Annotated in this window: 31 protein-coding genes; 2 read left to right on the forward strand and 29 right to left on the reverse strand. The window is 36.9% G+C overall.

Annotated features, from left to right (window positions below; translation table 11 throughout):
- Positions 1-246: 246 nt before the first annotated feature.
- The 13 genes from BQ7344_RS08475 to BQ7344_RS08535 all read right to left on the reverse strand — a co-directional run bounded on the left by BQ7344_RS08475 (position 247) and on the right by BQ7344_RS08535 (position 9,719).
- Positions 247-852, reverse strand: coding sequence for a helix-turn-helix domain-containing protein (locus BQ7344_RS08475; RefSeq protein WP_235816079.1), 606 nt, complete (start codon positions 850-852; stop codon positions 247-249).
- A 140-nt stretch (positions 853-992) separates the two neighbouring features.
- Positions 993-1,343 (reverse strand): DUF2116 family Zn-ribbon domain-containing protein, encoded by a 351-nt coding sequence (locus BQ7344_RS08480; protein ID WP_005423334.1) that lies wholly within the window; start codon positions 1,341-1,343, stop codon positions 993-995.
- A gap of 66 nt (positions 1,344-1,409) precedes the next feature.
- Entirely contained in the window at positions 1,410-1,592 is a 183-nt protein-coding gene (locus tag BQ7344_RS08485; RefSeq protein WP_055056218.1) for a DUF6019 family protein, read from the reverse strand.
- A gap of 63 nt (positions 1,593-1,655) precedes the next feature.
- Entirely contained in the window at positions 1,656-2,147 is a 492-nt protein-coding gene (locus BQ7344_RS08490) for a GNAT family N-acetyltransferase (protein WP_072522239.1), read from the reverse strand.
- A gap of 109 nt (positions 2,148-2,256) precedes the next feature.
- Positions 2,257-2,613, reverse strand: coding sequence for a TnpV protein (locus BQ7344_RS08495; protein ID WP_072522240.1), 357 nt, complete (start codon positions 2,611-2,613; stop codon positions 2,257-2,259).
- Positions 2,614-3,059: 446 nt separating this feature from the next.
- Positions 3,060-3,659: a hypothetical protein gene (locus BQ7344_RS08500; protein ID WP_072522241.1), complete on the reverse strand. Its 600-nt coding sequence runs from the start codon at positions 3,657-3,659 to the stop codon at positions 3,060-3,062.
- Positions 3,650-3,970: a hypothetical protein gene (locus BQ7344_RS08505; RefSeq protein ID WP_072522242.1), complete on the reverse strand. Its 321-nt coding sequence runs from the start codon at positions 3,968-3,970 to the stop codon at positions 3,650-3,652. The genes BQ7344_RS08500 and BQ7344_RS08505 overlap by 10 nt, the downstream gene beginning before the upstream one ends.
- A 1-nt stretch (position 3,971) precedes the next feature.
- The gene (locus BQ7344_RS08510) at positions 3,972-4,700 is read right to left on the reverse strand and encodes a hypothetical protein (protein ID WP_072522243.1); all 729 of its coding nucleotides are present in this window, start codon (positions 4,698-4,700) and stop codon (positions 3,972-3,974) included.
- A 288-nt stretch (positions 4,701-4,988) separates the two neighbouring features.
- Complete coding sequence (locus BQ7344_RS08515) at positions 4,989-7,082, reverse strand: zinc-ribbon domain-containing protein (RefSeq protein ID WP_072522244.1); 2,094 nt, start codon at positions 7,080-7,082, stop codon at positions 4,989-4,991.
- Positions 7,083-7,249: 167 nt separating this feature from the next.
- Positions 7,250-7,816, reverse strand: coding sequence for a hypothetical protein (locus BQ7344_RS08520; RefSeq protein ID WP_072522245.1), 567 nt, complete (start codon positions 7,814-7,816; stop codon positions 7,250-7,252).
- Positions 7,813-8,526: an endonuclease/exonuclease/phosphatase gene (locus BQ7344_RS08525; protein WP_235816080.1), complete on the reverse strand. Its 714-nt coding sequence runs from the start codon at positions 8,524-8,526 to the stop codon at positions 7,813-7,815. Before BQ7344_RS08525 ends, BQ7344_RS08520 begins: the two co-directional genes overlap by 4 nt.
- Before the next feature lie 169 nt (positions 8,527-8,695).
- Positions 8,696-9,499: a DUF7687 domain-containing protein gene (locus BQ7344_RS08530; RefSeq protein ID WP_083585514.1), complete on the reverse strand. Its 804-nt coding sequence runs from the start codon at positions 9,497-9,499 to the stop codon at positions 8,696-8,698.
- Positions 9,486-9,719 (reverse strand): helix-turn-helix domain-containing protein, encoded by a 234-nt coding sequence (locus tag BQ7344_RS08535; protein WP_072522247.1) that lies wholly within the window; start codon positions 9,717-9,719, stop codon positions 9,486-9,488. The genes BQ7344_RS08530 and BQ7344_RS08535 overlap by 14 nt, the downstream gene beginning before the upstream one ends.
- Before the next feature lie 85 nt (positions 9,720-9,804).
- Between BQ7344_RS08535 and BQ7344_RS08540 the strand changes: the two genes are divergently transcribed.
- Entirely contained in the window at positions 9,805-10,668 is an 864-nt protein-coding gene (locus BQ7344_RS08540; protein WP_072522248.1) for a DNA adenine methylase, read from the forward strand.
- Between the two features lie 56 nt (positions 10,669-10,724).
- On the opposite strand, the gene BQ7344_RS08545 is transcribed toward BQ7344_RS08540, so the two are convergent.
- The 14 genes from BQ7344_RS08545 to BQ7344_RS08615 form a co-directional block, all read right to left on the reverse strand.
- Complete coding sequence (locus BQ7344_RS08545; RefSeq protein WP_072522249.1) at positions 10,725-11,474, reverse strand: TRM11 family SAM-dependent methyltransferase; 750 nt, start codon at positions 11,472-11,474, stop codon at positions 10,725-10,727.
- Between the two features lie 88 nt (positions 11,475-11,562).
- Positions 11,563-11,919, reverse strand: coding sequence for a TnpV protein (locus BQ7344_RS08550; RefSeq protein WP_072522250.1), 357 nt, complete (start codon positions 11,917-11,919; stop codon positions 11,563-11,565).
- Positions 11,920-12,629: 710 nt separating this feature from the next.
- Entirely contained in the window at positions 12,630-13,586 is a 957-nt protein-coding gene (locus BQ7344_RS08555) for a helix-turn-helix domain-containing protein (RefSeq protein ID WP_072522251.1), read from the reverse strand.
- A 150-nt stretch (positions 13,587-13,736) separates the two neighbouring features.
- Positions 13,737-14,057, reverse strand: coding sequence for a DUF3784 domain-containing protein (locus BQ7344_RS08560; RefSeq protein ID WP_008373564.1), 321 nt, complete (start codon positions 14,055-14,057; stop codon positions 13,737-13,739).
- 41 nt (positions 14,058-14,098) lie between these two features.
- Positions 14,099-14,431 (reverse strand): DUF3784 domain-containing protein, encoded by a 333-nt coding sequence (locus BQ7344_RS08565; RefSeq protein WP_008373562.1) that lies wholly within the window; start codon positions 14,429-14,431, stop codon positions 14,099-14,101.
- A gap of 57 nt (positions 14,432-14,488) precedes the next feature.
- Positions 14,489-14,686 carry a zinc ribbon domain-containing protein gene (locus tag BQ7344_RS08570; protein ID WP_072522252.1) on the reverse strand — a complete coding sequence of 66 codons (198 nt, stop codon included), beginning with the start codon at positions 14,684-14,686 and terminating at the stop codon, positions 14,489-14,491.
- Positions 14,687-14,733: 47 nt separating this feature from the next.
- Positions 14,734-15,150 carry a YjdF family protein gene (locus tag BQ7344_RS08575; RefSeq protein ID WP_072522253.1) on the reverse strand — a complete coding sequence of 139 codons (417 nt, stop codon included), beginning with the start codon at positions 15,148-15,150 and terminating at the stop codon, positions 14,734-14,736.
- 241 nt (positions 15,151-15,391) lie between these two features.
- On the reverse strand, positions 15,392-15,766 hold the full coding sequence (locus tag BQ7344_RS08580; RefSeq protein WP_072522254.1) for a TnpV protein: 375 nt from the start codon (positions 15,764-15,766) through the stop codon (positions 15,392-15,394).
- 3 nt (positions 15,767-15,769) lie between these two features.
- The gene (locus BQ7344_RS08585; RefSeq protein WP_055059743.1) at positions 15,770-17,191 is read right to left on the reverse strand and encodes a plasmid recombination protein; all 1,422 of its coding nucleotides are present in this window, start codon (positions 17,189-17,191) and stop codon (positions 15,770-15,772) included.
- Positions 17,192-17,410: 219 nt separating this feature from the next.
- Complete coding sequence (locus BQ7344_RS08595; protein WP_072522255.1) at positions 17,411-17,638, reverse strand: DUF5348 domain-containing protein; 228 nt, start codon at positions 17,636-17,638, stop codon at positions 17,411-17,413.
- 150 nt (positions 17,639-17,788) lie between these two features.
- Positions 17,789-18,010 carry a hypothetical protein gene (locus BQ7344_RS08600; protein ID WP_055059751.1) on the reverse strand — a complete coding sequence of 74 codons (222 nt, stop codon included), beginning with the start codon at positions 18,008-18,010 and terminating at the stop codon, positions 17,789-17,791.
- A gap of 127 nt (positions 18,011-18,137) precedes the next feature.
- Positions 18,138-19,139: an AAA family ATPase gene (locus BQ7344_RS08605; protein ID WP_072522256.1), complete on the reverse strand. Its 1,002-nt coding sequence runs from the start codon at positions 19,137-19,139 to the stop codon at positions 18,138-18,140.
- Positions 19,111-20,328, reverse strand: a complete 1,218-nt coding sequence (locus tag BQ7344_RS08610; protein ID WP_072522257.1) for a site-specific integrase — start codon at positions 20,326-20,328, stop codon at positions 19,111-19,113. The genes BQ7344_RS08605 and BQ7344_RS08610 overlap by 29 nt, the downstream gene beginning before the upstream one ends.
- Positions 20,329-20,343: 15 nt before the next feature.
- The gene (locus tag BQ7344_RS08615) at positions 20,344-20,538 is read right to left on the reverse strand and encodes a helix-turn-helix domain-containing protein (RefSeq protein ID WP_055053915.1); all 195 of its coding nucleotides are present in this window, start codon (positions 20,536-20,538) and stop codon (positions 20,344-20,346) included.
- 159 nt (positions 20,539-20,697) lie between these two features.
- Between BQ7344_RS08615 and BQ7344_RS08620 the strand changes: the two genes are divergently transcribed.
- Positions 20,698-21,312, forward strand: coding sequence for a helix-turn-helix domain-containing protein (locus tag BQ7344_RS08620; RefSeq protein ID WP_070100139.1), 615 nt, complete (start codon positions 20,698-20,700; stop codon positions 21,310-21,312).
- Positions 21,313-21,514: 202 nt separating this feature from the next.
- Here BQ7344_RS08620 and tuf read toward each other — a convergent pair whose 3' ends face one another.
- Both tuf and fusA read right to left on the reverse strand, forming a co-directional pair.
- The gene (gene tuf / locus BQ7344_RS08625; protein ID WP_005423313.1) at positions 21,515-22,708 is read right to left on the reverse strand and encodes an elongation factor Tu; all 1,194 of its coding nucleotides are present in this window, start codon (positions 22,706-22,708) and stop codon (positions 21,515-21,517) included.
- 117 nt (positions 22,709-22,825) lie between these two features.
- Positions 22,826-24,949 (reverse strand): elongation factor G, encoded by a 2,124-nt coding sequence (gene fusA / locus BQ7344_RS08630; RefSeq protein ID WP_255367462.1) that lies wholly within the window; start codon positions 24,947-24,949, stop codon positions 22,826-22,828.
- Positions 24,950-24,955 lie beyond the last annotated feature (6 nt).

Below are 24,955 nucleotides of genomic sequence, written 5' to 3' on the forward strand. Positions count from 1 at the left end.
AGCTGTGGTGAGCTTCGGCTTAACCTGCTTTAGTATCGGATATACATTAGGCAAAGATAATCATAAACCACAAAAATAACCGCCCTGGTCTGGTAAACTAAGCGGTTATCTTTGATGATATTCTAAATAGTAAAACGGACTAACCGTCTATCGGTAGCACTCTTTTTCTATAATCATATTATCACGCATCTGTGAAAATGTCAAAAAGTTCTTTTTCCATAGTATGTAATACGAATTTGAAAATACTTATAAGCCGAAAAAATGCACTAGTACCAGCTTGATCACAGCAGCTCCACCAAAAGCAACAACTGCAGTTACAACTAATTGCATAGGTTTTGGAAAATTTTCGAACACAAAAACTTTCCTACTCTTGCTCCGCACCTTGCTTAAAGATCCTGTCGTAAATGCTGCCATCATTATGACTGACACAGATACCAAGGTCTCACAATAGCCGGCAAGCTTTCCTAACACATCATTATACATATCTGCACCTGTTTCATGCAGAATCCAGTATAGAACCAATGCACAAACTCCCATGACACTTTGGAGCTTCATTTCCTTAAAAATCTTCTCTTTCTCTGTAGTTGCATAATCTGACATTGTTTTAGCAATTTTTCTTTCTTCTTCGTTCATCATCTCGCTTTTCCTTTCTCCACTGATAATCTCAGGAATGCTGATATCATAATAATCTGCAATATCCACAAGAATACTGATATCCGGCATATTGTTTCCGGTTTCCCATCTGGATACGGTCCTTCCAGAGACATTTAACATTTCTGCCAACTGCTCCTGTGTAATGCCTTTTTCTTTGCGAAGTTTTTTTAAAAAATTTCCGATTTTTACTTGGTCCACCTCAACTCCTCCTTTCATCATCAAATATAGAATCTGTTATCTGCAAATAACACGACACAAAGCGAGAAATGTCGTATTTTCACTAATAGACACAGTTGTCTACGCGTTTTTAATTTTTCAATTATACAAACTAGAATTTATCACTGAATAAACCACATCCATACTCCAACTATTATAAGCAATATACCTGATATTCTTCCTGCAAATTTCGACTTTTTATATCCTAGAAAATTTATTGTTTCGGGAGTTGTAAATGGCAATAAAACAACATCCATACCCATTACTATAATTCCAATTCCTATTATGAAGACATTATTGTTAGAAATAATGCCATAAAACATAACTACGAAACCCAAAATAATGCCTAATATAAAATACTTGATTTTATGGCTGTCTTTATCCATCATCTTTTCATAACAATTTTCACATTTACTGTTACAAAATTCAAAATTGTCCTTTAGTTTTTTACCACAATATTTGCATTTTTTCATACTGTTTCCTCCGTAATCCTCAAAAATTCATTCAACAGCTCACGATTTTCTCAATTCTCCAAACTTTTATTTATCTTCTAACTCAAATCCGAGTTCTTTTTCGTTTCTGACATCTTCATCCGTTTTCTTTCCAGTGATAGCACTGTAGGCTTCTTTGATACCATTTTTCACTGCCCATTTGATAACGAAATACAGTGCGATCAAAATAACAATTGCGGTTCCTCCACTTATGCCTAATTCATTCCACATAATCATTAACTCCTCCAAATTCGTGATTTTCAATTTATTTTCAATTTTACAGGCTGGAAGTTGTCAGAGAAACAATTCCATTTTAATTTCATCAAGCGGCTTTCCATCTGTATTCCATGTAGTGTTTTCTACCGATTCTGTCGCCTTAAAGCCCAACTTTTCATAATGCCGAATAGCATCAGTAAGAGGGCTGGCTGTCCAGAGAATAATTTTCTGATACCCGGAATCCTTAGCTTTTTTCATAAAAGCGGCAATCAACGCCGAACCAATGCCATAGCGTCGATAGTCTCTCTCAACGGCAAAAAGTCGCAACTGCCCAACAGATGGCTCATCTGTCTGACAAAGCATAATGCACCCAGCTAAAGGTCCATCGCAATCAGCAACAAACAATTCTTCCCTGTCATTTTTCCTGCTTTTTGCAAAATCTGTTGCAATCTTCATGGCATAATCGGTAAAGCTCGGTTCCCATGAGTATTCAGTTGAATAGAGTGCTTTGTGAAGATCTGCAACATACTTTTCTTCACCTTGTCTATATGGTCTGATTGTAAAATTCATTATAGCATCCTCCACCAACTTCCGATTTGTTTCTTACATTCTATCACATCCTACTTCAAAACTCTATTCTTAGATTTCCAAAGAGCAGCCTTCCGACTGCCCTTTCTGCTCACATATACACGCTCTCTTTCAACACAATTTCTTCCGCACATGCCTTTATATTATTTATCAATCCAACCCATTTCATCAGATCCTGCACTTTCAGTTGTTCCGTCACACCCTGTTTTTCCACCATCTGCTTTACCAAGATTTCCACCTGCTCTCTAGCCTCCTGGTCGACTCGGTTCAGATGTGCCGTCAGCTCCCCAGTCATAAATAAATACTGGTATCGTGCCGATCTATGCTCTTTCAGGAACTGTTTCCGCAGCATTCCATATTTACCATAGGTCGGTTCTTCCTCATTCACTACCAGATCCGGCAGGTAATAGTCTCCATGCAGTGTGTAACTTAATCCATTGCTTCCCATACCTGCCTGTCTTAATTTATTCGCTATTCTTTATAACTGTATTCAAATCTTTCATGTAACAGAAAAACCCCGGAAACCTTACGGTTCCGGGGTATCTTACGTTTGGACACAATGTACCTTGCGGTACTCTATTTATATAATTAAGATGTTATGCTAAAATTATTCGATAACTGTAGCAACACGTCCTGATCCTACAGTACGTCCACCTTCACGGTATCAGAATGGGATATTGTAAGGTGTAAATGGTTATTTTTCGTTCATTTTGTGCGGAAAAATATGGATTTTCCGCTGTGTCCGTGTGGTTTTGGGAGATTTTGTTATCATGGTGTTATCAATAAATTTTTCAAACAAATAACTGTTTACGATTATTTACCCAAATTTACAAAATGCATTCTATGTGATTTTGCCCATATTGTGGTTTTATTTTCATTCAACCGTCTTTGTAATTAACAATTCAAGACTACTGTCTTTCGAATTCCCATCGTCTCTTCATCTTCTTTTCTCATAAGGAAAACTGTTAATTTAACGATAAAAAGATAAAATCCTATTTGGCTTAGAGAGAACAATCTTTTTATTTTTCCATCATTGATTCCGTCTACAATCAGCTTTTTCTTATATGTATTTATCTTTGAAAAATCAACAAAATAGTCTTTCAGCATATTTTCTGGAAAATACATATAATTAAATATGCGATTTGCTTCCAGTTCTCTTTTCCCATTAGCATCTCCTTTAAAGAAATCCAAGGGTAACACTGGGACAATATTAAGCTCATCTCTCTGATCGATATGACAGGAAGTAGAAATAACCATTCCTTTTGCTTTAAAAATATGTTGAGTTCCATCTTCTTTAAAATACGAAAAAGGAATTTCTGATATAATATCACCTTGTGATAAAGTTGGTAACTTATTCGGCAATAAATATTCAAATCTATTACCATCTTTATGGAATTGTTCAATTGCAACTTTAGCTTTGTCTTTAGCTTCTGGATCAACAGAGGGAAGTACACTATCAACAAAGTCAACAAACTCTTTGAGCATTAATCCCAAAAATTAAAACCTGTAGGCGCAGATATTTTATCAATGTTATCCTGTATACATTTTTGTTCAGCAATTGTTGCTTCCCTCATATTACCAAACAAATTCTGTGCCTCTTTCTCTACTTTTAATTTATTTCTGGACATATGATAATCTTTCAAAGTAGTAGATTCTGTTCCATAACTACTATCTGTGGTTGAACATAATGCTGCATTATTAAACGGTTGCGTTCCTACAGATGTGTTGGCACTAACCATTGCATAACAAGTTAATCCCATCAAAAACATACTACCAGTTCTATCTATTATACTGGTCTTCTTCATACTAATACGCTCCTTTTTCAACCAAATTTTTCAGCTTTCCACTAATAATTTTAGTTGTCAAATACATCAATTCGTCAAAACGTTCCTTATTTGAGTTATACCCTTTCTGTTGATTAAATGCATATCTGTCATTCACATCTAATGTTATTCCGATTGTATGTGCTTTAAGATTATCGTCTCCGTAATTTCCCGCCACACCATCATCTGAATCATTAAATATTTTAATACTTTGCAAAGTTATATTCACATAATATCTTTCTTTCTCAATATAAGTATATTTAACTACTAAATCTTCCAAATTATCTGCCGGAGTGTTTCCAAACAAATTATGGAACAATGTTTTATTTCCTTTTTCCATTACATTATTCCATATTAAATTTGTAACTATTCCAATATACTTATATTTTTCTGATGCAAACTTATCAGTTAGACTAAATACATCCTCAATTCTACTCTTAACATATTCTTCACATAATTCCCATTTTTCTGTATGTTCGTCAGTATATACGGTTTGAAAAGTGGCAGCTTCTGGAGCAATATTCAACTGAGAATGTTCTCCCTTAGTTTTAACGATTATTCGTGGAATTTCCGACGGCGCATCATCTGGAATTGGCAATATATTTGCTTCATTAAACTTTTCTTTTAAAATATCTTCATTTAAGATATACTGTTTCTTTATATTCTCGCATCTTGAAAACAATATATTTACCGCTGAATTTTGTATTATCATATCTTCCACCTCTGCATACCCAAAATTAAGTATATCTATATTTATTAGACTCCATTTTAGATTTTTTGTGCAATATTTTCACAAATTACTATATTTCCGAAAGCAATTTTATATGTTTAGTATGCTCATTTTCTACTGATTATAGCTTTTCCAAGTATTTCATCCTTATACCTTGATTAAATTATCATTTTCTTTTTGACATCAATAGTAATTAGTCATTATGTTATCACATACCTTCTGATAAATCAATTATCTCTTATTAGTTTTAGCAACACACCAGATTGCTTCTCAAATTTTTCTCTTACATCTAGGACATTTGTATTTACTTTTCACTTTATCACTTACATTCTGTTCCCATTCATATCCACACACATGGCATTTCCAAAAAACCTTCTTCCGTGTATGAGGTTTACAATTTTCAGGAATCAAGTTGCCGTTTCTATTGTAATTCCAATCAAGAGCATCTTCTGGGCAAAGTGTTTTCAAATCGGTTTCTCCCAGAATAGCATATCTACCTGAGCAATATGGACACCCATTAGCCTGTCTTGAGGCAATCGCTATCTTCCACTCATGACCTGTTTCACATCGCCACCACACCTTTTTATTGCTATTAGGCAGGAACTGCTCCGGTTTTAACTCACCATTACGCTCGTAATTCCATTCAGTTGCTATTTTCGGAAATTGTGTTTTCAAATCGGTTTTCCCAACAATAACCCTATGATTGGAACAATATGGGCAACCTTGCCTGCGGCCACTTCTTACTCCAACCTTCGCCTGCCATGAATGATCGATTGAACACTTCCACCATGCATTATAATTACTTCCAGGTAATATACTATTAGGATTAATATCATTCTTCTCATAATCCCACTCAGTAAGTAATTCTTTACAACACGTTGCAAAATCATTTATTCCGACCAAGACTTTTCTATTCGAACACACTGGACAACCCGTTTTTTCTTTTCCCGTCCTACTATAAATATAACTTTGATATGATGGATGACCTTTAGGGCACTTCCACCACACCTTTTTCCCACTCCCCCAAGTAACTTCCGTAGGTTTTAAACCACTATTCAATTCATAATCCCACTCTGACGCTATTCTCGCATCATGAGAGGCTAAATCATTAAATCCTTGTAGTACTTGTTTCCCCGTACAAATAGGACACGCTATCGACGCTTTTACTCTAGTAGCAATTCCCGATGAATAATGATGCCCTAGAGGGCAAATCCAACCTACTCTTTCATTTGAACCCGGTGAAAACATTGATGGAAGTAACCCTTTATTCGCCTTGTAGTCCCATTCTTTTGCAATTTCAGGATAAAGCTTTTCCAAAGAATTATCTCTTAACGCAAATTTATACTGTCTTATAATATCTGCTCTATCTCGGTCAAGGTCGGGTATTATTGAACAATGCAATATGCTATTTAACTCTGAAAACAATCTTAAAAACATTTCTTGACTATATTCTGATGATGCCTGAATTTCTATATCTGCATTTTCATTAGATACTTCACTTTCCCGAACTCTTATAAGTCTGATTCCTAATCTCTTACAAATTTCATATTTTCTGTTATCTCGTTTAATGTTACTTTTTGATGTATGCCATTTTAATCCGTCATATTCAATGGCAATGTTTAATGATGGAATATAAATATCCAATTCCATCCCTTTAGGCAAACCCTCTTTATATCCATTAAATACATCCGGATATGCTTTCTTTATGTAAAAAAACAACGTCTGCTCCGGAAAGGAGGTCTTACTTCTGATAAAGCATTTCGGACAGCCACTATTATTGTGTACTCTATTATATATGGATGCCATATACGAATTCCCGCACACAGAACACTTCCACCAAACTTTTTTATTACTTCCTGTGGAGATTTCAGATGGTAAAATAGTGTTTTTTTCATAGTCCCATTCAGAAGTAAGTTCTTCACATTGACTTTTAAGATCATTAAATCCTTCTAATATTTTTTGTCCCGCACAATAAGGGCAACCATGCCCTCGAATTGCTCTGTAAAGAATCTTAGTTTCCCACGAATGCCCTTTATCGCATATCCACCATGCCTTTTTTTCACTACCTGCCTTTAGCAATTCGGGATTAAGAGATTTATTTTTTCTGAAATCCCAACTATTTTTTAGTTCGGGATTCGTAGAAAACAAATCATCGATACCAATAACAGGCAGCCTCCTAGAGCAATATGGGCATCCCTGGTTCTTCTTATATCTGTTAGCCACTGTAGCACTCCATGAATGACCACTTGAACATTTCCACCATATCTTCTGATGTGATGATGCCGAAACATCAGAGGGAGATAAATCATTTTTTTCATAATCCCATTCATCCAATAATTTAGAATCTGATTCTTCTAACGTCATACTTTACCTTACCTAAAATATTAGTTTATCCTCTAACCTTCTAAAAAAGTCAAATATAATAGTTAAAGTTGATTTTGTTATTCCAATTATACTTCCCTCATCTGAATTTGACAATCTATTTCAAGCAACAAAAGAGAGGACATTTTTTTGTTATCATGGTGTTATCATTACTCCTCAGACTCCACTGTTTCAATAGTTGCCAATGAACTACTCTTATTTTCTTGTCTTATAGACTCATTTATTAAATTTTGAATGAGTGTTAACATTGTTTTACAACTTAAGATTTGATTAATCATGTTCTCAAGTTCTCTCATTGATTCAACATTAAAATTTGTTATTCTTTTTCCAGTATATTCAACAGCCAGATCCTCATTCATGACTATCGTCACCGGATATGAAACTGTTCCATAATCTACAAACATCATTCTATATTTATAATGTTCTAACCCTTTGGCACTCAAAAACACTTCATAACGATGCTTTTCATAATCTTGTTCACCCAAATCTTCTTGAATATCAACATGAACTGTTTCAGTACCTTTCTGAAATGCACTAAGTGCTGCGCCAAATCCTCCAACTTGTTTTGTATACGATGTAATGGCACCATCATATTCTTGAATATGTCCACAAACATACCCTCTTGTAGCGCTTTCAATCTGTTTCAACAAATTATTTATCACTATTTCCGGTGAATATTTATCGACTAAATCAAATACAAATTCCTGTTCTTTCATATAGTATTTACCTCCTCATCTATTTCACACATTATTGGAAAGTGGTCACTTATCTTCTTATTTGGATGCATGTTTTTATCCATTAAATCCGCCGATTCACATGTTGTAATAATCTTCAAACTTTCTTTCCTAAAATATGGAATAATTTCTTGACTTATAATTACTTGATCTAACATGTACCACATAGGACTATTCAATTTAGCTTGATTCAAATAATATGTTCCGGGTGGATATGAAAAATCTCCCATCAAATTCCACATGGGATTATAAAATTTTCTGTATTCTATATTATTAACAGATCTTGTTGCACTATCCTCCATTTTTAGAGCAGGTAATCCATGAAATCCGTTTGCATTTAAACAACCTCTCCCATATGGCATCTCATTAAGATCACCTATTATTATTGTTTTTTTTGAATTTATTTCTAGCTCTAGTTTTCTTATTTCTTGCATAATTTGTTGGATAACTGCCAGTCGCTCATCACTCCTATCTCCATGTAGATCTGTAAATAGATGTGTACAACACACTATACATTTTCTTCTTATAATTTGTATAGAATAATATGTATCCTGAATTCCTGGCTCCACATCAGCATAATTACTCCAAATAGATATTCGATCGCATCCTAATGTATTGTGTTCTACTAATGGCTTATTATATGATTGCAATAAACTTTCTAATTTATTTCGCTCATCCTCATATTCTGCCATGATCAATACATCAATGTTATAATCCCGGACTAAATCAGCAATATATTGATTTATTTTATTTCTATTTGTATTCCAGAATAGGATTCTCACGTTTCTTCTCCAATTCTACATAATAATTTATCCTTTGTGAATTATACCTTCTTTGTCTTTTCTGGTATCATAAACAAATTTATTTTGTAAACTCTGCAAGAACTTCTCGCCATCTTGTCAACACTTCTTTTCCCACAATCAATTCGTCTATAAGTCCCATATTAAGTGTATCAATAAACCTGCACAAATATGATTTCCCTTGTCCCCAGAAAGTATAATGGCTGTCAATAAACATCACATGATATACTTGCTGTCCGGTTCTATCGTATATTTCGTTAAATTCATATCCATCAAGTTCAGCTTCATACACAGCATCTGCAACTCTACTTCCAAATGACTTTGAATAATAATACTCTTTTATTTCCCACACTATCTCCGGATTATAAATCGAAGGATATGCTCCATCAAATCTTCTTGAAGATGCTCCAATGATCTTTCTATTATTCAACAGATACACAAGCCCTCTTGGATCTGGATTAAATTCCTCATCTCCACCAAGCATTTCTTCTGCTATCATGGTAATAATTGCGGTAAAATAATTTACTTTTTTGATCTCTTTGCGCTGTTTGTTCATAATTAGCTTACATTTATATTTTCCGCTATTTCTCATTTCTTCAAATATCTGTTTAGCCTCATCAACATCCATCAAATTTTTCTCAATTGTATTATTTAACAAGTCCGCTCTCATATTACAATATAAGACAGCTTTATTAATTCTATCCGGAGAAACTTCAATATTCTCTTTTTCACATAGTTTTTCTATTTGCTCTACTGTATAAGTTAAAACGATTCCTTTTCTAGAATAGCCCAATTTTTCGCTGATAAATCGAATAAAAAACCAAAATGATTTATCTTCTCTTCTAAATTCCTTAAACGCTCTCATATTGCTCCACCTCAACAAATAATTCCGACTTTTTCACTTGCAATGCATGCGCAATTTTATCTATATTTTCCAAAGAAACATTACGCTTACCAAGTTCTATGTCACTTATATATGTTCTATGTAGTCCACATAAATCAGCCAACTCTTCTTGTGATATTTTCTTATCTTGTCGTATTGTTCTTACAGCCTTTCCATAAGCGACACGTATTTCTTCCTGCATTGCTTGACACCTCCAATTAGTTAAATTATAATAGCACTGTAGACTTTGAGTCTACAGACTATAAGTTACATGTGAGGTTTGAGCAATGTCCAAAGTACCAGCATTATTAAAATGGATCGGAAATAAGCAACGCTTTGCCGAAACCATTATTTCATATATGCCTGAACAATTTAATAACTACTATGAACCATTTTTAGGAAGCGGAGCTGTAATGGCGCAATTACTATATCAAAACAGTACGACCAACACTCCTACATTTGCTAATTCATACGCCAGCGATATCTTACCGTTTTTAATTGACATCTTTAATATCGTTAAATATGATCCGCAACAAATAAAGAACTATTACTCAAGAGAAATTGAAGAATATTATAAAAATCCCAACGACAAATACAATGAAATTAGAGATAGATTTAACAGCAATCACAATGCTCTTGATTTCTGCCTTCTGTCACGCACATGCTATTCCGGAATAATACGTTTTCGAAAAGCCGACGGGTATATGTCTACTCCTAAGGGTCCACATAATCCCATCAAACCGGAAACTTTTTCAAAAAGAGTAGATTTATGGCATAATCTTATAAAGAATTCCACTTTCTCAACTATGTCATTCGAAGAATGTATGGATAAAGCTCAGCCTGGTGACGTAATTTATTGTGATCCGCCATATACTCATAGTCAAAGTATTATTTATGGTGCTCAAACTTTCAATATAGAAACGTTATTCAGTAAAATAGCAGCGTGTAAAAACAGAGGTGTATATGTAATGTTATCAATCAATGGTACACGCGAATCCAACAAAAAGGATATTTCTGTTACTCCACCTATAGGTTTATTTGAAAGAGAAATTTTTGTAAATTGTGGTACCTCTATGATCGATCGATTACAAAACGCTGGTCAAACTATGCAAAACGAAGTCGTTCATGATAAATTACTTCTTACCTGGTAGAATTATTTCATAAAGGAGATACTTCTCTCATCCCTGTATCTCCTTTTGTGATACTTCTATTTTTCCAAGACAAGTATATATTCATGTGCCAACATCAAAAATGTCTTTTGTATATTATTCCAATAGTCTGAAGATCGACAATTATGCTGTTCTTTTATAATAATTTCTTTAAGTCTAAAACCAGCATCTACAAATTTCTGCATAGACTGCATCCCCAGAGGCAATACATACCCTTCTTGTCGTATATCTCCGATCATAAATGCACATATTCCCTGATTTTTTAACACTCTATATGCTTCTCTTGCAACTTGCTCCAATGCCTTCAAAAATTCCTTATATTTTAAGTGCGAAATATCTCCTGGAATTTTCTTGCTGTATCGTATAATATCTGCGTATGGTGGATGTGTACAGATAAGGTTTATGCTCTCATCTTTTATAAATGATAATTCAGTTGCATTTCCTTGCTTTGTGAAAATTTTTGAACTTTCTTGACAAGTAAAATTAAGATTTGTGTTAGATAGTTTGATGGCTTCGGAATTTATATCAACACCAATAGCATTTCTTCCTAATAACTTTGCTTCTATCAATGTTGTACCGCTGCCCAAGAATTGATCTAGTATCCAATCATTTTTCTTTGAATAACGTAAAATAAGATTTCTGGGAATGTATGGGGACCAATTTCCTCGATATTTTCCCGAATGTGTAGCCCAACTTCCTCTTTCTGGAAAGGACCATATGGTTGTATCTTCCAATTTGAATTTTTCTGGTGCTTCTCTTATAAAAATCTCCCCTTTCTTTTTGCTCATTATACTTCTGCCATATTTATTTGTCTATAAAAAATCTCCATTCAAATATTAAATATCGCTAAACATTTGAACAGAGATTTCTTATTCATTATAAATATATAATTTCTTTCAACACAATTTCTTCTACACAGGCTTTAATATTGTTCATTATTCCACCCCATTTCATCAAATCCTGCATTTTCAGTTGTTCCGTCACACCCTGTTTTCCCACCATTTGCTTTACCAAGATTTCCACCTGCTCTCTAGCCTCCTGATCGACTCGGTTCAGATGTGCCGTCAGTTCCCCAGTCATAAATAAATACTGGTATCGTGCCGATCTATGCTCTTTCAGGAACTGTTTCCGCAGCATTCCATATTTACCATAGGTCGGTTCTTCCTCATTCACTACCAGATCCGACAGGTAATAGTCTCCATGCAGTGTGTAACTTAATCCATTGCTTCCCATACCTGCCTGTCTTAATTTGTTCGCTATTCTTTATAGCTGTATTCAAATCTTTCATGTAACAGAAAAACCCCGGAAACCTTGCGGTTCCGGGGTATCTTACGTTTGGACACAACGTTATCTTACGATAACAAATCTATATTCAGATTGTATTACTCGATGATTGTAGCAACACGTCCTGATCCTACAGTACGTCCACCTTCACGTTTGTGAGGTTCTTAAAATCTCATTATTTTCTGTGATTTTCGTGTCTTTATTGTCCTGTGTTATAGGATTTCTACGCTATATTTCTGTTCTCTTCATTTTTTAGTATCAAAACGGTATCACAGCCAGATTTTCATGAGCTGTCAACTTTCCGGTTGCAGATTCCCACCTTGACTGTTATAATCGAAACATGGGTGCTATCATAACGGTAGGCGGTTAGTCCTTCAGCAGAGGGACTGTGACCCTCTGATTACATAGAAACTCGAAAGAGAATCCACTGGAAAGGAGGGCTAAGCCATGAGTATTGTTGATTTTATAGCAGTAGTGAGCTTCGGCTTAACCTGCTTTGGTCTTGGATATACCTTTGGCAAGGATAATAATAAACCACAAAAATAGCCGCCCTGGTCTGGTAAACTAAGCGGCAATTTTTGTCAAAACATATATCGGACTAACCGTCTATCGGTAGCACTCTTTTTCTATAATCATATTAGCACGCATGTGTGAAAATGTCAAAAATTTTCTTCATTCTCTTGGTTATTAATCTCCTTAATCAGCTGTACTGCCTTCTCTGCATCATCGGTTTTCACGAATATATCCACACCATATATTCCAAATCCAGGTGCCCCATGCATTGCAACATTCTCACCTGCTTCCTGTGAAAAAGCTGCTATTCCATTTTGCTTTAACATTTCTACAAGTTGTTCTGTCTCTACTATATTCTGTGCATTATAAATTTTTATCCATTCTACCTTAGATAGGGAAGTTTCCTTTTTCTCCTGAACATTTAACGAATTCTGGTTTCTTTTTCGATTAATAAATGCCAAGAGCCTAAGAATAATAAATGCCACAATAATAATACCAATCAGAAATCCCAATGCTAATCGTGTTATCTGTGTTTCTGTAGCTCCCATTCTAAATAAGCATACACCATAGATGACGGTAAAAATTCCTGCAAATATCACACTGGTGAAAAAATCTCGCCATATAGTAGCACTTTTTGGCAAACATTTATCCCATATTCCATTGTACACCATAATAGAGGCGTACAGGATTCCTCCTACCAAAGCAGTTGCTGTCTCTCCTAAAACCAAGCGAATATCCACAGTTAATAACATCTGAATAATAATCGCTAACACGCTAATCACAAACATTGATGCAAATGCAAGATTTCCAGCCTTTAATGCTTTTTGTTTCACCCATCCTTCATACACCACAACTTTGTCCAGTGTTTCTTTCATCTCTTTATTCATAGTCTGGCTCCTTTCTCCATCCAGGAGCTCTCTCATCTCAACATCGTAATATTCAGCAAGTTGAACAAGTATACTGAGATCTGGCATATTTATTCCTGTTTCCCATCTGGAAACTGTTCTTGCAGATACCTCAAACTTCTCGGCAAGCTGCTCTTGCGTAAGATTCTTTTCTTTACGACATTGCTTTAAAAAAGCTCCAATCTTTTTTGTGTCCATGTCTCTACCTCTCTTCCACTTACAGCTTACCAATATGTATCAAAATTACCACGACATAAAACGAGAATCCGCTAATTTTCAACCGGACATCGTATGTCTAAAACAAATAAACGGTATTTTCACCCCAAAAGCATTCTATTCCTCTATAAATTAACCTTCTCTTTTATGTCTATCCATAAGTAGCAGAATAAACATAACAAACCATATCACCCATGCAATTAAACAACCGATTCCTATATGCCAAATATCTATAATCATTCCAGCAATAAAAGGAATTGACATAAACATCATTCTCTTCCCATATGCCTTACACATAGCATTTTCATCATATTTTTTTCGTTCTTCTGCTGATTTCATATTATAACCAGACAAGAATTTGGATGCTTGTCCTTTTGACCTATAAAACCATATTCCAAATAAAAGCATAATCACTGCCATTGCAAAGTCAAAAATAATATAAATATAGAACATATAATGCCTTCCTTTCAGTCAATTCCTCAAACCAGAAGTTATTACTTTTTGCATAGTGTGTTTTCTAAAATAATAATAACCACGACATCAACTACAATGATTCCCAATGCAATATATACAAAAAATGCAGGCAAAATATTTTCAAGCAAGCCCATAATTAATGCAAGAATTGCTATAATAGACATTCCAACTCCCATTGTCCTGCATAACTTCTTTTCATCATATTTTTTCTTTTCTTCTTTTGAAGCTGTATTATATCCAGAAATAAACCAGCTTCCGTGTCCAGAAAGTAAAACTATAGAAAGTACAGCAAATATTACAAAGACAATCCACACTATCCAATCAGAACCTGTTGCTAAATCTGCTAATTTCAATTATAGACCCTCCCTAAATTTCGTTTTTCTTAATTCTAAAAATCTGAAAGTTGTCTTTTAAGATTTCATTTTCGTTAAATCCTCTAAATACATTTCTGTATAACCACATTCTGGGCAGACTGCAACTCTAACATCATCTATAGTTGTCGCCTTTTGTTTTTCATCTACACGAACAACCATCCCATAGCCACCGCCATTAACTTTAAGTCTTAAATCTAATTTCATACTTGCTCCACACTTTTCACATTTCCTCATTGTTTATACCTCCAAATCCCGAATTTGAGAAAAAGCTCAAAGGACTTTTAATGTCCCTTATGCTTTTCTCTTTTCTTTCGCTGTTTTAGTTCAAACATTCGCTGTTCTTCCGCCTCTTTTTTCTTTCGTTTTTTTTCTTTACGCTCCTGTTTGTTCTGTTCCTGTTGTAATTTCAACGCCTGTTGCGATTTTGTGCCAATGCCAGTTTCCAGCATCTGCTTTTTTGCTGAACGCTGCATCCGTTTCGGATTTCTTTTTATATCCTTTACAATAGCTTCAACAGCCGGACTGAATTTCAAACCGAAATAGTATTTTTGAATATATTCCTGCACTTCATATTCTTTTGGTTCTACGCCAAATGTTACCTTTGCCACAGATAATTTACCATCTTCAATATGCTCAAATACGACTACCCAAAATGATTCTTCAAAATATACCGTCAATCTTCCATTTACTTTGTCCATAAAAATCCCTCCTAAAATTTATTGAACAAAGAATGGACAACCCGGAGGGGCAGGTTACTTACCCTATTTATATAGGACGGCCGGGCTACCTACCGGCTCTGGCACATCAAAGATGCACGTTGCGTTTTTATCTTTGTTTTGATAACTTTCAATTTACCTTCACTTTATTTTACCATAGTGCTTTCTAAAGTTCTATTCTAATATACAAAAATGTAAAAAAGCGGTCTTATCCCCCTCGCAATCACACATATATCATGTTTTTCAATACAATTTCTTCTGCACTGGCTTTTATATTATTCATCAGCCTGACCCTCTCCATCTGATCCTGTGACTTTAATTCTTCAGTTACACCCTGTTTTTCTGTCATCTGTTCCATAAGCGTTTCCACCTGTTCTCTAGCTTCCTGATCAGTCTGATTCAGATGTTCATTCAGCTTTCCAGTCAATAACAAATACTGATACCTTGCTGATCTGTGTTCTTTTAAGAACTGCTTTCGTAACATTCCATATTTTCCATATGTCGGTTCTTCTTCTCTTAAAACCAGATCCGGCAAATAGTAATCTCCATGCAACGTATAGCTCATTCCATTTTTCTCATCATAAATCTGTTTTTTCATAGTCTAAATCTCCAATCCTTTGTATTTTGTTTTATTTTTCTTACGTTGTTGGTTTTCAATCTGGCTCTTTTGAGTTGCCCATTCCAACTGTTTCAGAACGCTTCCCTTTGGCATTTGTTCCATTCGACGCTGCTCTTCCAATTCCTTTTGTTCTTTAATATCCTGCTGCACTACATCCTCTACAACTTCTGTTCCCAGAATACGCACCACTCTGTCATATCTGTCCGAAGTCTCCTGTAAACGTTGATTATCATTTGATAATTTTCCATTTTCCTTACGTACATCGTCTAACTGTTTCTGGATATTATCACATTCCTCAACAGATTTTTGATATTTATTTTTCCAGCTTTCTACCATTTTGTTAAGCTCTACAACCTTTCCAGCTAATGCAGCAATCTGATTCTTCATCTTGATAAACAATGGCTTGATTTTATTCTCCCTGTAAGGTACTGCACGTTCAAATGTTCCTGCCTCCGGTAAAAACGTCTTAATCATTCCATATTCTTTTATTTCCTTACTGGCATTATCCATGATTGGTTGTAGCACATTCCGACGATCTTCCAGACTTTTTAGTTCTTTTTCTGCGTCCTCTGCCCTTTGTTCTGCTTCTTGCTTCTCCCTAATTGCCTGTTCCTTATCGTCTTTTAAAATCTGGATATCTGCTCTGGATTCCGCAATTTGTGCTGTCAGTTCTTCGTTTTCTGCAGTTAGATACTCTTTCTCCTGCTCTAATTTCTGTACTTCCTTTTTCCGTTCTTTTTTCTTGAAGTTATAGACATCCAGATGTTCCTCATGACTGCCTTTCTGTTCCCATTCAATACCATGCTCTTTTGCAATCCCTGCCAGAACTTCTTTTTCATGGTTCATCCACTGGTTTAACTCAGTATCATGCTTATTCCCACCTTGAAATCCAAGACTTTTTAATGCCTGTTTCAGCGAAACTCTGGTGTCCATTCCTTTTCCTTTCCAATCAGTTACATAAGGAATAAAATCAATATGTAGATGTGGCGTAGCTTCATCCTGATGTAGGTAACAACCAAATACCCGTAGCGTTGGATTCCGTTTCTGGAAGTCCTTTACATACTCATCCAGTACTTTTACAGCCTGACCTCCTTCTGCTGTTCCGACAGCCATATCTTCTCGATTTCCAATCTGGAAAATCACTTCATGGAACAATTTTTCCTGTTTGCCCTGCCGGATTTTTTCATAGTAATTTGTAATCTGTCGATCTTTTCTTTTCCCGATATTATATCGTTCTACAGCTTCATCAAACAGTTCTTTATAAACTTCTTTTAAATTCTCATTCTGATAGCAAATATTTAATTGCACTCTGTCTGAATCAACATTTTCTGCTATAAATTCCCTTCTGTTATGAGCCAGAGAACCTGTCCCGATCATACCACTAATTGTTCGTTTCAGCGTCATGTTCGTCACCCCACTTTCTAAAACCAGTGCCAGACATGGCACATAAATTTGTATCTTTACCAGCTATAGTATAAAAAGAAATCTTCGCCGGATACGGCGGTTTTGTTACTTTTGTCAAAAGTAACGCAAAAGCACTTTCGACAGCCGTTCCGTCCATCAAAAGTACCCTTGCGCCCTGCCGGGGGCTATTTTATCTCTTTCGTTACTCTCTCGACTAAATTATTCCGGTATTCTTGCCTGCACATATTCCAGATCTCCACAGTATGGCGTTCCAACCAGATACCATTCTCTTGCTAGATTCATCTCCATTCTTGTCCTTACCCACTTATCATCGACCAGCACCTCAAGACCTTCTCCACAGTGAAATCCCGTATCAATCCATAAGTCTGATGCCAACAACCCATATCTGTTATTGCTACTGTTATATCCTAATCTTCCCTGTTTCATTGTATCTTTCTCCCTTCTTCACAACTATCAAATTTACAGCCGTCTCACATTCCAGCTACAGTTTTCCGTCTGCACCTTACCAACTTTCTCCTTGTTTACTTCTCACAGGTGCGTGACACGCTCCTGTAAAAAGATAATCAATAAGAACTGTTACCATCGAAAGCTCTCTTGCATTCCTTTTCTGTCCAGATACTCCTGCCGGAACTTTTCCCGTTCTTCTTCTGTTGGTGCAGTTTTGAATTTACTGTATACCTCACGATTTACCATTGCATCCAGCTTTTTCTCCAGACCTTTTCTTATATCATCTGCTTCCTGTTCCTGATCCAGTAAATGATATTTTATAATCTTTCCAAATAACTCCTCTGGAATCATAACGTTTTTCAAGCTCTCACCTTCTTACAATTTATGTAAGGACGCAACACTGCAATGTCTTTACAGATTGCAACCTTGCATTTTAATTCCGCATTTTCTATATACTCTGCAATGTTGCACCCTTAATTTATTCCGGCTTAACTTTATCTAAATCCCAATACCATGAATTGCCGATTCGTCTTGCCTTAATTTCAAGTTCCTTTTTTGCATTTTCCAGTGTTCTTTTAGAAATATTCAAATCTTCTGCCATATCAAAGATTTCACTGCTTTGCACAGAAGTTGATGTTTCTGCCAGTTCCCTCAGCATCTTCTTTGCCTGTTCCAGTTTATTTACCTTTGGCGCAATTCCACCAAGCACCTCATCTGCTGTGATTTCATAGTCACCTATCCACTCAAATCCTGTTTCTGTCAGGCGAAATGCTTTGGAATGCCCAAATGCAGCCAGATTATTTTTAATCTGAACCACTGCTCTTAAATCCGGTTCTCCCTCTATTCTTCCTACCAGTAATACGCTTCTGGCTACTGCAAAAAAGTCAATCGAACCCATTCCTCTATATGCAGCTTTGTTTCCACCAGCTTTATTCATGTGTCCGATTAATAAAATTGCACATTTGTATTTTTCTGCCAACAAACTCAATCTTTTCGTCATATCCCTTGCTTCATTTGCACGGTTCATATCCATTGTTCCTCCAAGGTATGCCTGAATCGGATCTAAAATAAGCACTCTCGCACCAGTCTGTTTGATAGCAGTTTCCAGTCTTTCATCAATCATGGAAAGTGATTTTTCTGTTTCATCTATAACCATAATTCTTTCACAGACCGCTTCTGCCAGCTCCAGTCTGGGTTTTACTGTATCTGCCAGTCCATCTTCCGCTGTCTGATAGATAATATTCACGGGTTCTGTTACTTTCATATCGTTATCCAGACCTTCTCCTTTAGACAATCTTGCAGCAATATTTAATACCAGCGTAGTTTTTCCATCACCAGGATCTCCCTGAATAATCGTTAATTTTCCATAAGGGATAAACGGATACCAGAGCCAGTCCACTGTCTGAGACTGGACATCTGACATCTTTATCATTTTCAATTCTGTTTTATTCTCATTTCTCTGTTCCATAAATTCCTCCATTTTCCCAACTGTTCTCGCCAGTTATCTGTTGTTCTCTGGAAGAATCTCTGCTATAATCAACTTGTCTAGGGTTGACATTTGTGGATTCGTCCTCATTTGTCACATTGCTCCGGTTGTTCGTACTTCCGGAGCTTTTTATATTTTCATCATCCAACATATCTGCCACTACTTTCTGCTGATCTGGATATAAGTGCCCATAAGTATTCAATGTAATGCGAATGTCCGTATGTCCAAACCTTTCTTTAATCATCAATGGTTGCACTCCCTTATTGATCAGAAATGCCGCATGACTGTGACGAATGTCGTGTACTCTTATCTTTTTTACTCCGGTCTTTTGAACCACCTGTTTTAACTTATGCTGTACCGCTTCATGAACCATTGGAAAAATCCGTTCATCTTCGGGCAACTCATACAGTCTGCTAATATAGTCCTGAATCTCTTTTTTCAGAAATTCCGGTATGGAAATCGTACGGTTCGATTCTTCTGTTTTGGGAGATGTAATCACGTCCTCTCCATGCATACGGTAGTAAGTTTTATTGATATGAAGTAGATTCCTTTCAAAATCAATGTCAGCAGGTGTAATGCTGAGTGCTTCGCCTTCTCTCGCTCCTGTCCAGAATAATAATTCAAACAGCACATAATATTTGCTTCCCGGTTCTATTCCGGTCATAAACTGCCGATATTCTTCAATTGTCCAAAACTTCATTTTCTTTTTTGAAGTCTTTCCCATACGTTTTACTTTGTCACAGGGATTATCTGCCAGATTGTAGATATTCTTCGCATGATTGAATAATGCCGTCATCTGATTCTGTATTGTTTTCAGATAATCATCTGAATATCCTTTTTCAATAATCGTATTCTGCCACTGGATAATCTCTGCTGGTGTAATACTGTTCATTGGTCTGTCCTTAAAATACGGTAACAGTTGAGCCTTCATCGTATCTCTTTTATTCTTGATACTCCTGTCCTTCAATGACTGAGACTTGTCTCGGAAGTAGACTTCTACAAACTCTCCCATTGTCATATCCATGTCTGCTTTCGCTGTTCTTTTATACTCCGCTTCAAAATTTAATGCTTCTTTCTTAGTGCGGAATCCTCTTTTTACTTTTCGCTTTTTGGCTCCTGTCCAGTCCTCATAATAAAATGAAACATACCAGGTTCCTCTTTCTTCATCTTTGTATGCTGCCATACTTTCTCCCCCCCTTTACATTGCAATCTGGGAATATCCATAAAATTTCTTTTCCCAGAATGCTCTCGGTATCTTGCCCGCAACGGTCACATATCCCTGATCTGCAAGCTCTTTGTTCAGTTTGCGAAGTAGCTTGTAAGCATATCCAAGTGAAATCCCCATGCTCTCTGCAACTTCTTCCGCTGTAATCATATAGTTTTGTCTCTGCATATCATTTCCTCCTTGTCTATAATTATCATTTTCACTGATACTATATCATTTAAAATAATCATTGTCAATGGTTTTTATCTGTGTGAATGATATTTTTCTATATTGTTGATTTTTATCATTTGTGATATACTAATCATAGCTTTTAAGGAGGTGGATAATATGCAGGAATCATCTATTTCAGAAAAAATAAAAGAGCTACGAACTGATCTGAAGATGAATCAAAAAAACTTTTCCGCAGCTATTGGTATACGTCAGTCAACTTTATCCAGTTATGAAAATGGTGTGGTTACTCCCTCCAATGATGTGTTATTGACTATTGCTCAGAAATTTCATGTCTCACTGGACTGGTTATTTGGATTATCTGAAAATAAAGTACAGATTTCTACTCTCAGCGATATTCTTTGGGTTTTACTGCAGATGAATGAATCCAATGAACTCCGGTATGAACTGGATATAAATAATAAACTTCCCGGTGATATAGAAACAGAAACACAGAAATGGTATGCCGGACTTCGCTTTTATGGAAATGATCCGGAACATTCTTTAAACGCAGATATGTGTAATTTTCTTGCTGATCTGCAGGAGAACAGAGAAAGCCTGGAATCTTATTTCACAGGCAAAGATATGTTTGATATGTGGAAAAAGCAGACGTTGGAATACTACACTTCCAAACCTGTCACCCATAAAGAAATTGAAGAACTGGATTTTGAGACACGAATCCGTAAACGAGATGAACTTTTAACACAGAAATTTTCCAATAACGAACAGAAATAGTATCATAACAGTATCACAGGCAGATATGCGAAGGTTTTCATTTTCTTCCCATACCTGCCTGTTTTTAATTTATTCGCTATTCTTTACAGCCTTATTTTAATCTTCTGTTCAACAGAAAAACCCCGGAAACCTTACGGTTCCGGGGTATCTTACGCTTGGACACAACGTTATCTTGCGATAACAAATCTATATTCAGATTGTATTACTCGATGATTGTAGCAACACGTCCTGATCCTACAGTACGTCCACCTTCACGGATAGCGAAAGTAAGACCCTGGCTCATAGCGATTGGGTGGATCAGTTCGATTGTCATTTCGATGTTATCTCCAGGCATGCACATTTCTGTTCCTTCTGGAAGGTTGCAAACACCTGTTACGTCTGTTGTTCTGAAGTAGAACTGTGGACGATAGTTGTTGAAGAATGGTGTATGACGACCACCTTCGTCTTTTGTCAGAACGTAAACCTGAGCTGTGAATTTTGTATGGCATGTAAGTGTTCCTGGTTTAGCAAGAACCTGTCCACGCTCGATTTCGTTTCTCTGAACACCACGAAGAAGAGCACCGATGTTATCACCAGCCTGAGCTTCGTCAAGAAGTTTACGGAACATTTCGATTCCTGTAACAACAACTTTACGTGTTTCTTCTTTGATACCAACGATTTCAACTTCTTCAGATACGTGAAGAACACCAGCTTCTACTCTACCAGTAGCAACTGTTCCACGTCCTGTGATGGAGAATACGTCCTCTACAGGCATAACGAACGGTTTGTCTGTGTCACGCTGTGGGTCCGGAATGTACTCATCAACTGCGTTCATGAGTTCCATGATCTTGTCTCCCCATGGGCCAGCCGGATCTTCAAGAGCTTTAAGAGCAGATCCCTGGATAACCGGAATGTCATCTCCTGGGAAGTCATACTCGGAAAGAAGTTCACGAATTTCCATCTCAACCAGTTCAAGAAGTTCGTCATCATCTACCATATCACATTTGTTCATGAATACAACGATGTACGGAACACCAACCTGACGAGCAAGAAGAACGTGCTCTTTTGTCTGAGCCATAACACCATCTGTAGCAGCAACTACGAGGATAGCACCATCCATCTGAGCTGCACCTGTGATCATGTTCTTAACGTAGTCAGCATGTCCTGGGCAGTCAACGTGTGCATAATGTCTATGCTCTGTCTGATACTCAACATGTGCTGTAGAAATTGTGATACCACGCTCTCTTTCTTCTGGAGCTTTATCGATATCTTCGAAGTTTTCAACTGTGTTTCCTGGAACTCTTTCAGCCAGAACTTTTGTGATAGCTGCTGTTAAAGTTGTTTTACCATGGTCAACGTGTCCGATGGTACCAATGTTACAATGCGGTTTTGTTCTCTCAAACTTAGCCTTTGCCATTTTAAAATGTCCTCCTTAAAAACTATGCTCTTTCTTTCAGAGCGTTTTTATCAGTTTTTGACTTGCTATCCTTGATTATATTGCAAATCAAGGATATTTGCAAGCTTTTTTATATCATCAGTCTTTCTTAGAAAGAATCTTTTCCTGAACGGACTTCGGAACCTGTTCGTATTTCTCGAAGAACATGGAGTAGTTACCACGTCCCTGAGTTCTGGAACGAAGGTCTGTTGCATATCCGAACATTTCAGAAAGCGGAACGAATCCACGGATCATCTTACCGCCGCCGATATCATCCATACCTTCGATACGACCACGACGGGAGTTGATATCACCGATAACATCACCCATGTAATCTTCCGGAGTAGTAACTTCGACTCTCATGATAGGCTCAAGAAGAATCGGAGCTGCTTTCTGCATAGCATCCTTGAATGCAAGGGAACCTGCAATGTGGAATGCCATTTCAGAGGAATCGACTTCATGATAAGAACCGTCGTATACGTTTGCATGAACGCCGACTACCGGGAATCCACCCAGAATACCAGCTTTCATAGCTTCTTCAATACCTTCACCAACTGCCGGGATGTATTCCTTCGGAATAGCACCACCAACAACTGTGGATTCGAACTTGTACAGTTCTTCTCCGTTGGCATCCATAGGCTCGAATTTAACTTTACAGTGACCATACTGTCCACGACCACCAGACTGTTTAGCATATTTGCTGTCAACGTCTACTGATTTAGTAATAGTCTCTTTGTATGCAACCTGAGGTGCACCAACGTTAGCCTCTACTTTGAATTCACGAAGCAGACGGTCAACGATGATTTCCAGATGCAGCTCACCCATACCAGCGATGATTGTCTGACCTGTTTCCTGATTTGTATGTGCACGGAATGTCGGGTCTTCTTCTGCCAGTTTTGCAAGAGCTTCACCAAGTTTACCCTGTCCAGCTTTTGTCTTAGGCTCGATTGCAAGCTCGATAACCGGTTCCGGGAATTCCATGGACTCAAGGATTACCGGATGCTGGTCATCACAGATTGTATCACCAGTTGTGGTGAATTTAAAACCGATTGCTGCAGCGATATCTCCTGAATATACTTTATCCAGTTCCATACGTTTATTAGCGTGCATCTGAAGGATACGGCCAACACGTTCTTTCTTGTCCTTAGTAGCGTTGAGTACATAAGAACCAGAATTCATAGTACCGGAGTATACACGGAAGTATGCCAGTTTACCAACAAATGGGTCTGTCATAATCTTGAATGCCAGAGCGGAGAACGGCTCTTCATCAGAAGAATGTCTCACGATCGGGTTGCCATCCAGGTCAACACCCTCGATTGGAGGAATGTCTGTTGGAGCAGGCATGTATTCAATGATTGCATCCAGAAGTTTCTGAACACCCTTGTTTCTGTATGCAGTACCGCAGCATACCGGTACAGCTGTACATTCACAAGTAGCTTTACGAAGAACTGCTTTTAATTTTTCATTAGACGGTTCTTCACCTTCCAGATATTCCATCATTAAATCGTCATCCAGTTCGCAGATTTTCTCTACGAGTTCTGTATGATAAAGTTCTGCTTCTTCCTGCATATCTTCCGGAATATCTGTGATAGAAATGTCTTCACCTTTCTCATCATTGTAGATATAAGCCTGCATTTCGAAAAGGTCGATGATACCTTTGAATTCATCTTCTTTTCCGATTGGAAGCTGTAAGCAGATAGCGTTTTTACCAAGACGAGTCTTGATCTGATCTACAGCATTGTAGAAGTTTGCACCGAGGATATCCATCTTGTTGATGAATGCCATACGCGGTACATTGTAAGTGTCAGCCTGACGCCATACGTTTTCTGACTGAGGTTCTACACCACCCTTTGCACAGAAGACGCCGACAGCGCCGTCAAGTACACGGAGTGAACGCTCAACCTCTACGGTGAAGTCTACGTGTCCTGGAGTATCAATGATGTTGATACGATGTTCCAGAGCACCTGGTTTCTTCTTGCAGTGATCCTGCAGAGTCCAGTGACATGTTGTAGCGGCGGAAGTAATTGTGATACCTCTCTCCTGCTCCTGCTCCATCCAGTCCATTGTTGCGGTACCTTCATGAGTATCACCGATTTTGTAGTTGACACCTGTATAATAAAGGATACGTTCTGTAAGAGTTGTCTTACCTGCATCGATATGAGCCATGATACCAATGTTTCTGGTACGCTCAAGCGGGTATTCTCTACCTTCTTTTCCAGCCAATTGGAT

Origin of the sequence: Blautia sp. Marseille-P3087, from assembly GCF_900120195.1 — a bacterium.
Lineage (GTDB): Bacteria > Bacillota > Clostridia > Lachnospirales > Lachnospiraceae > Blautia_A.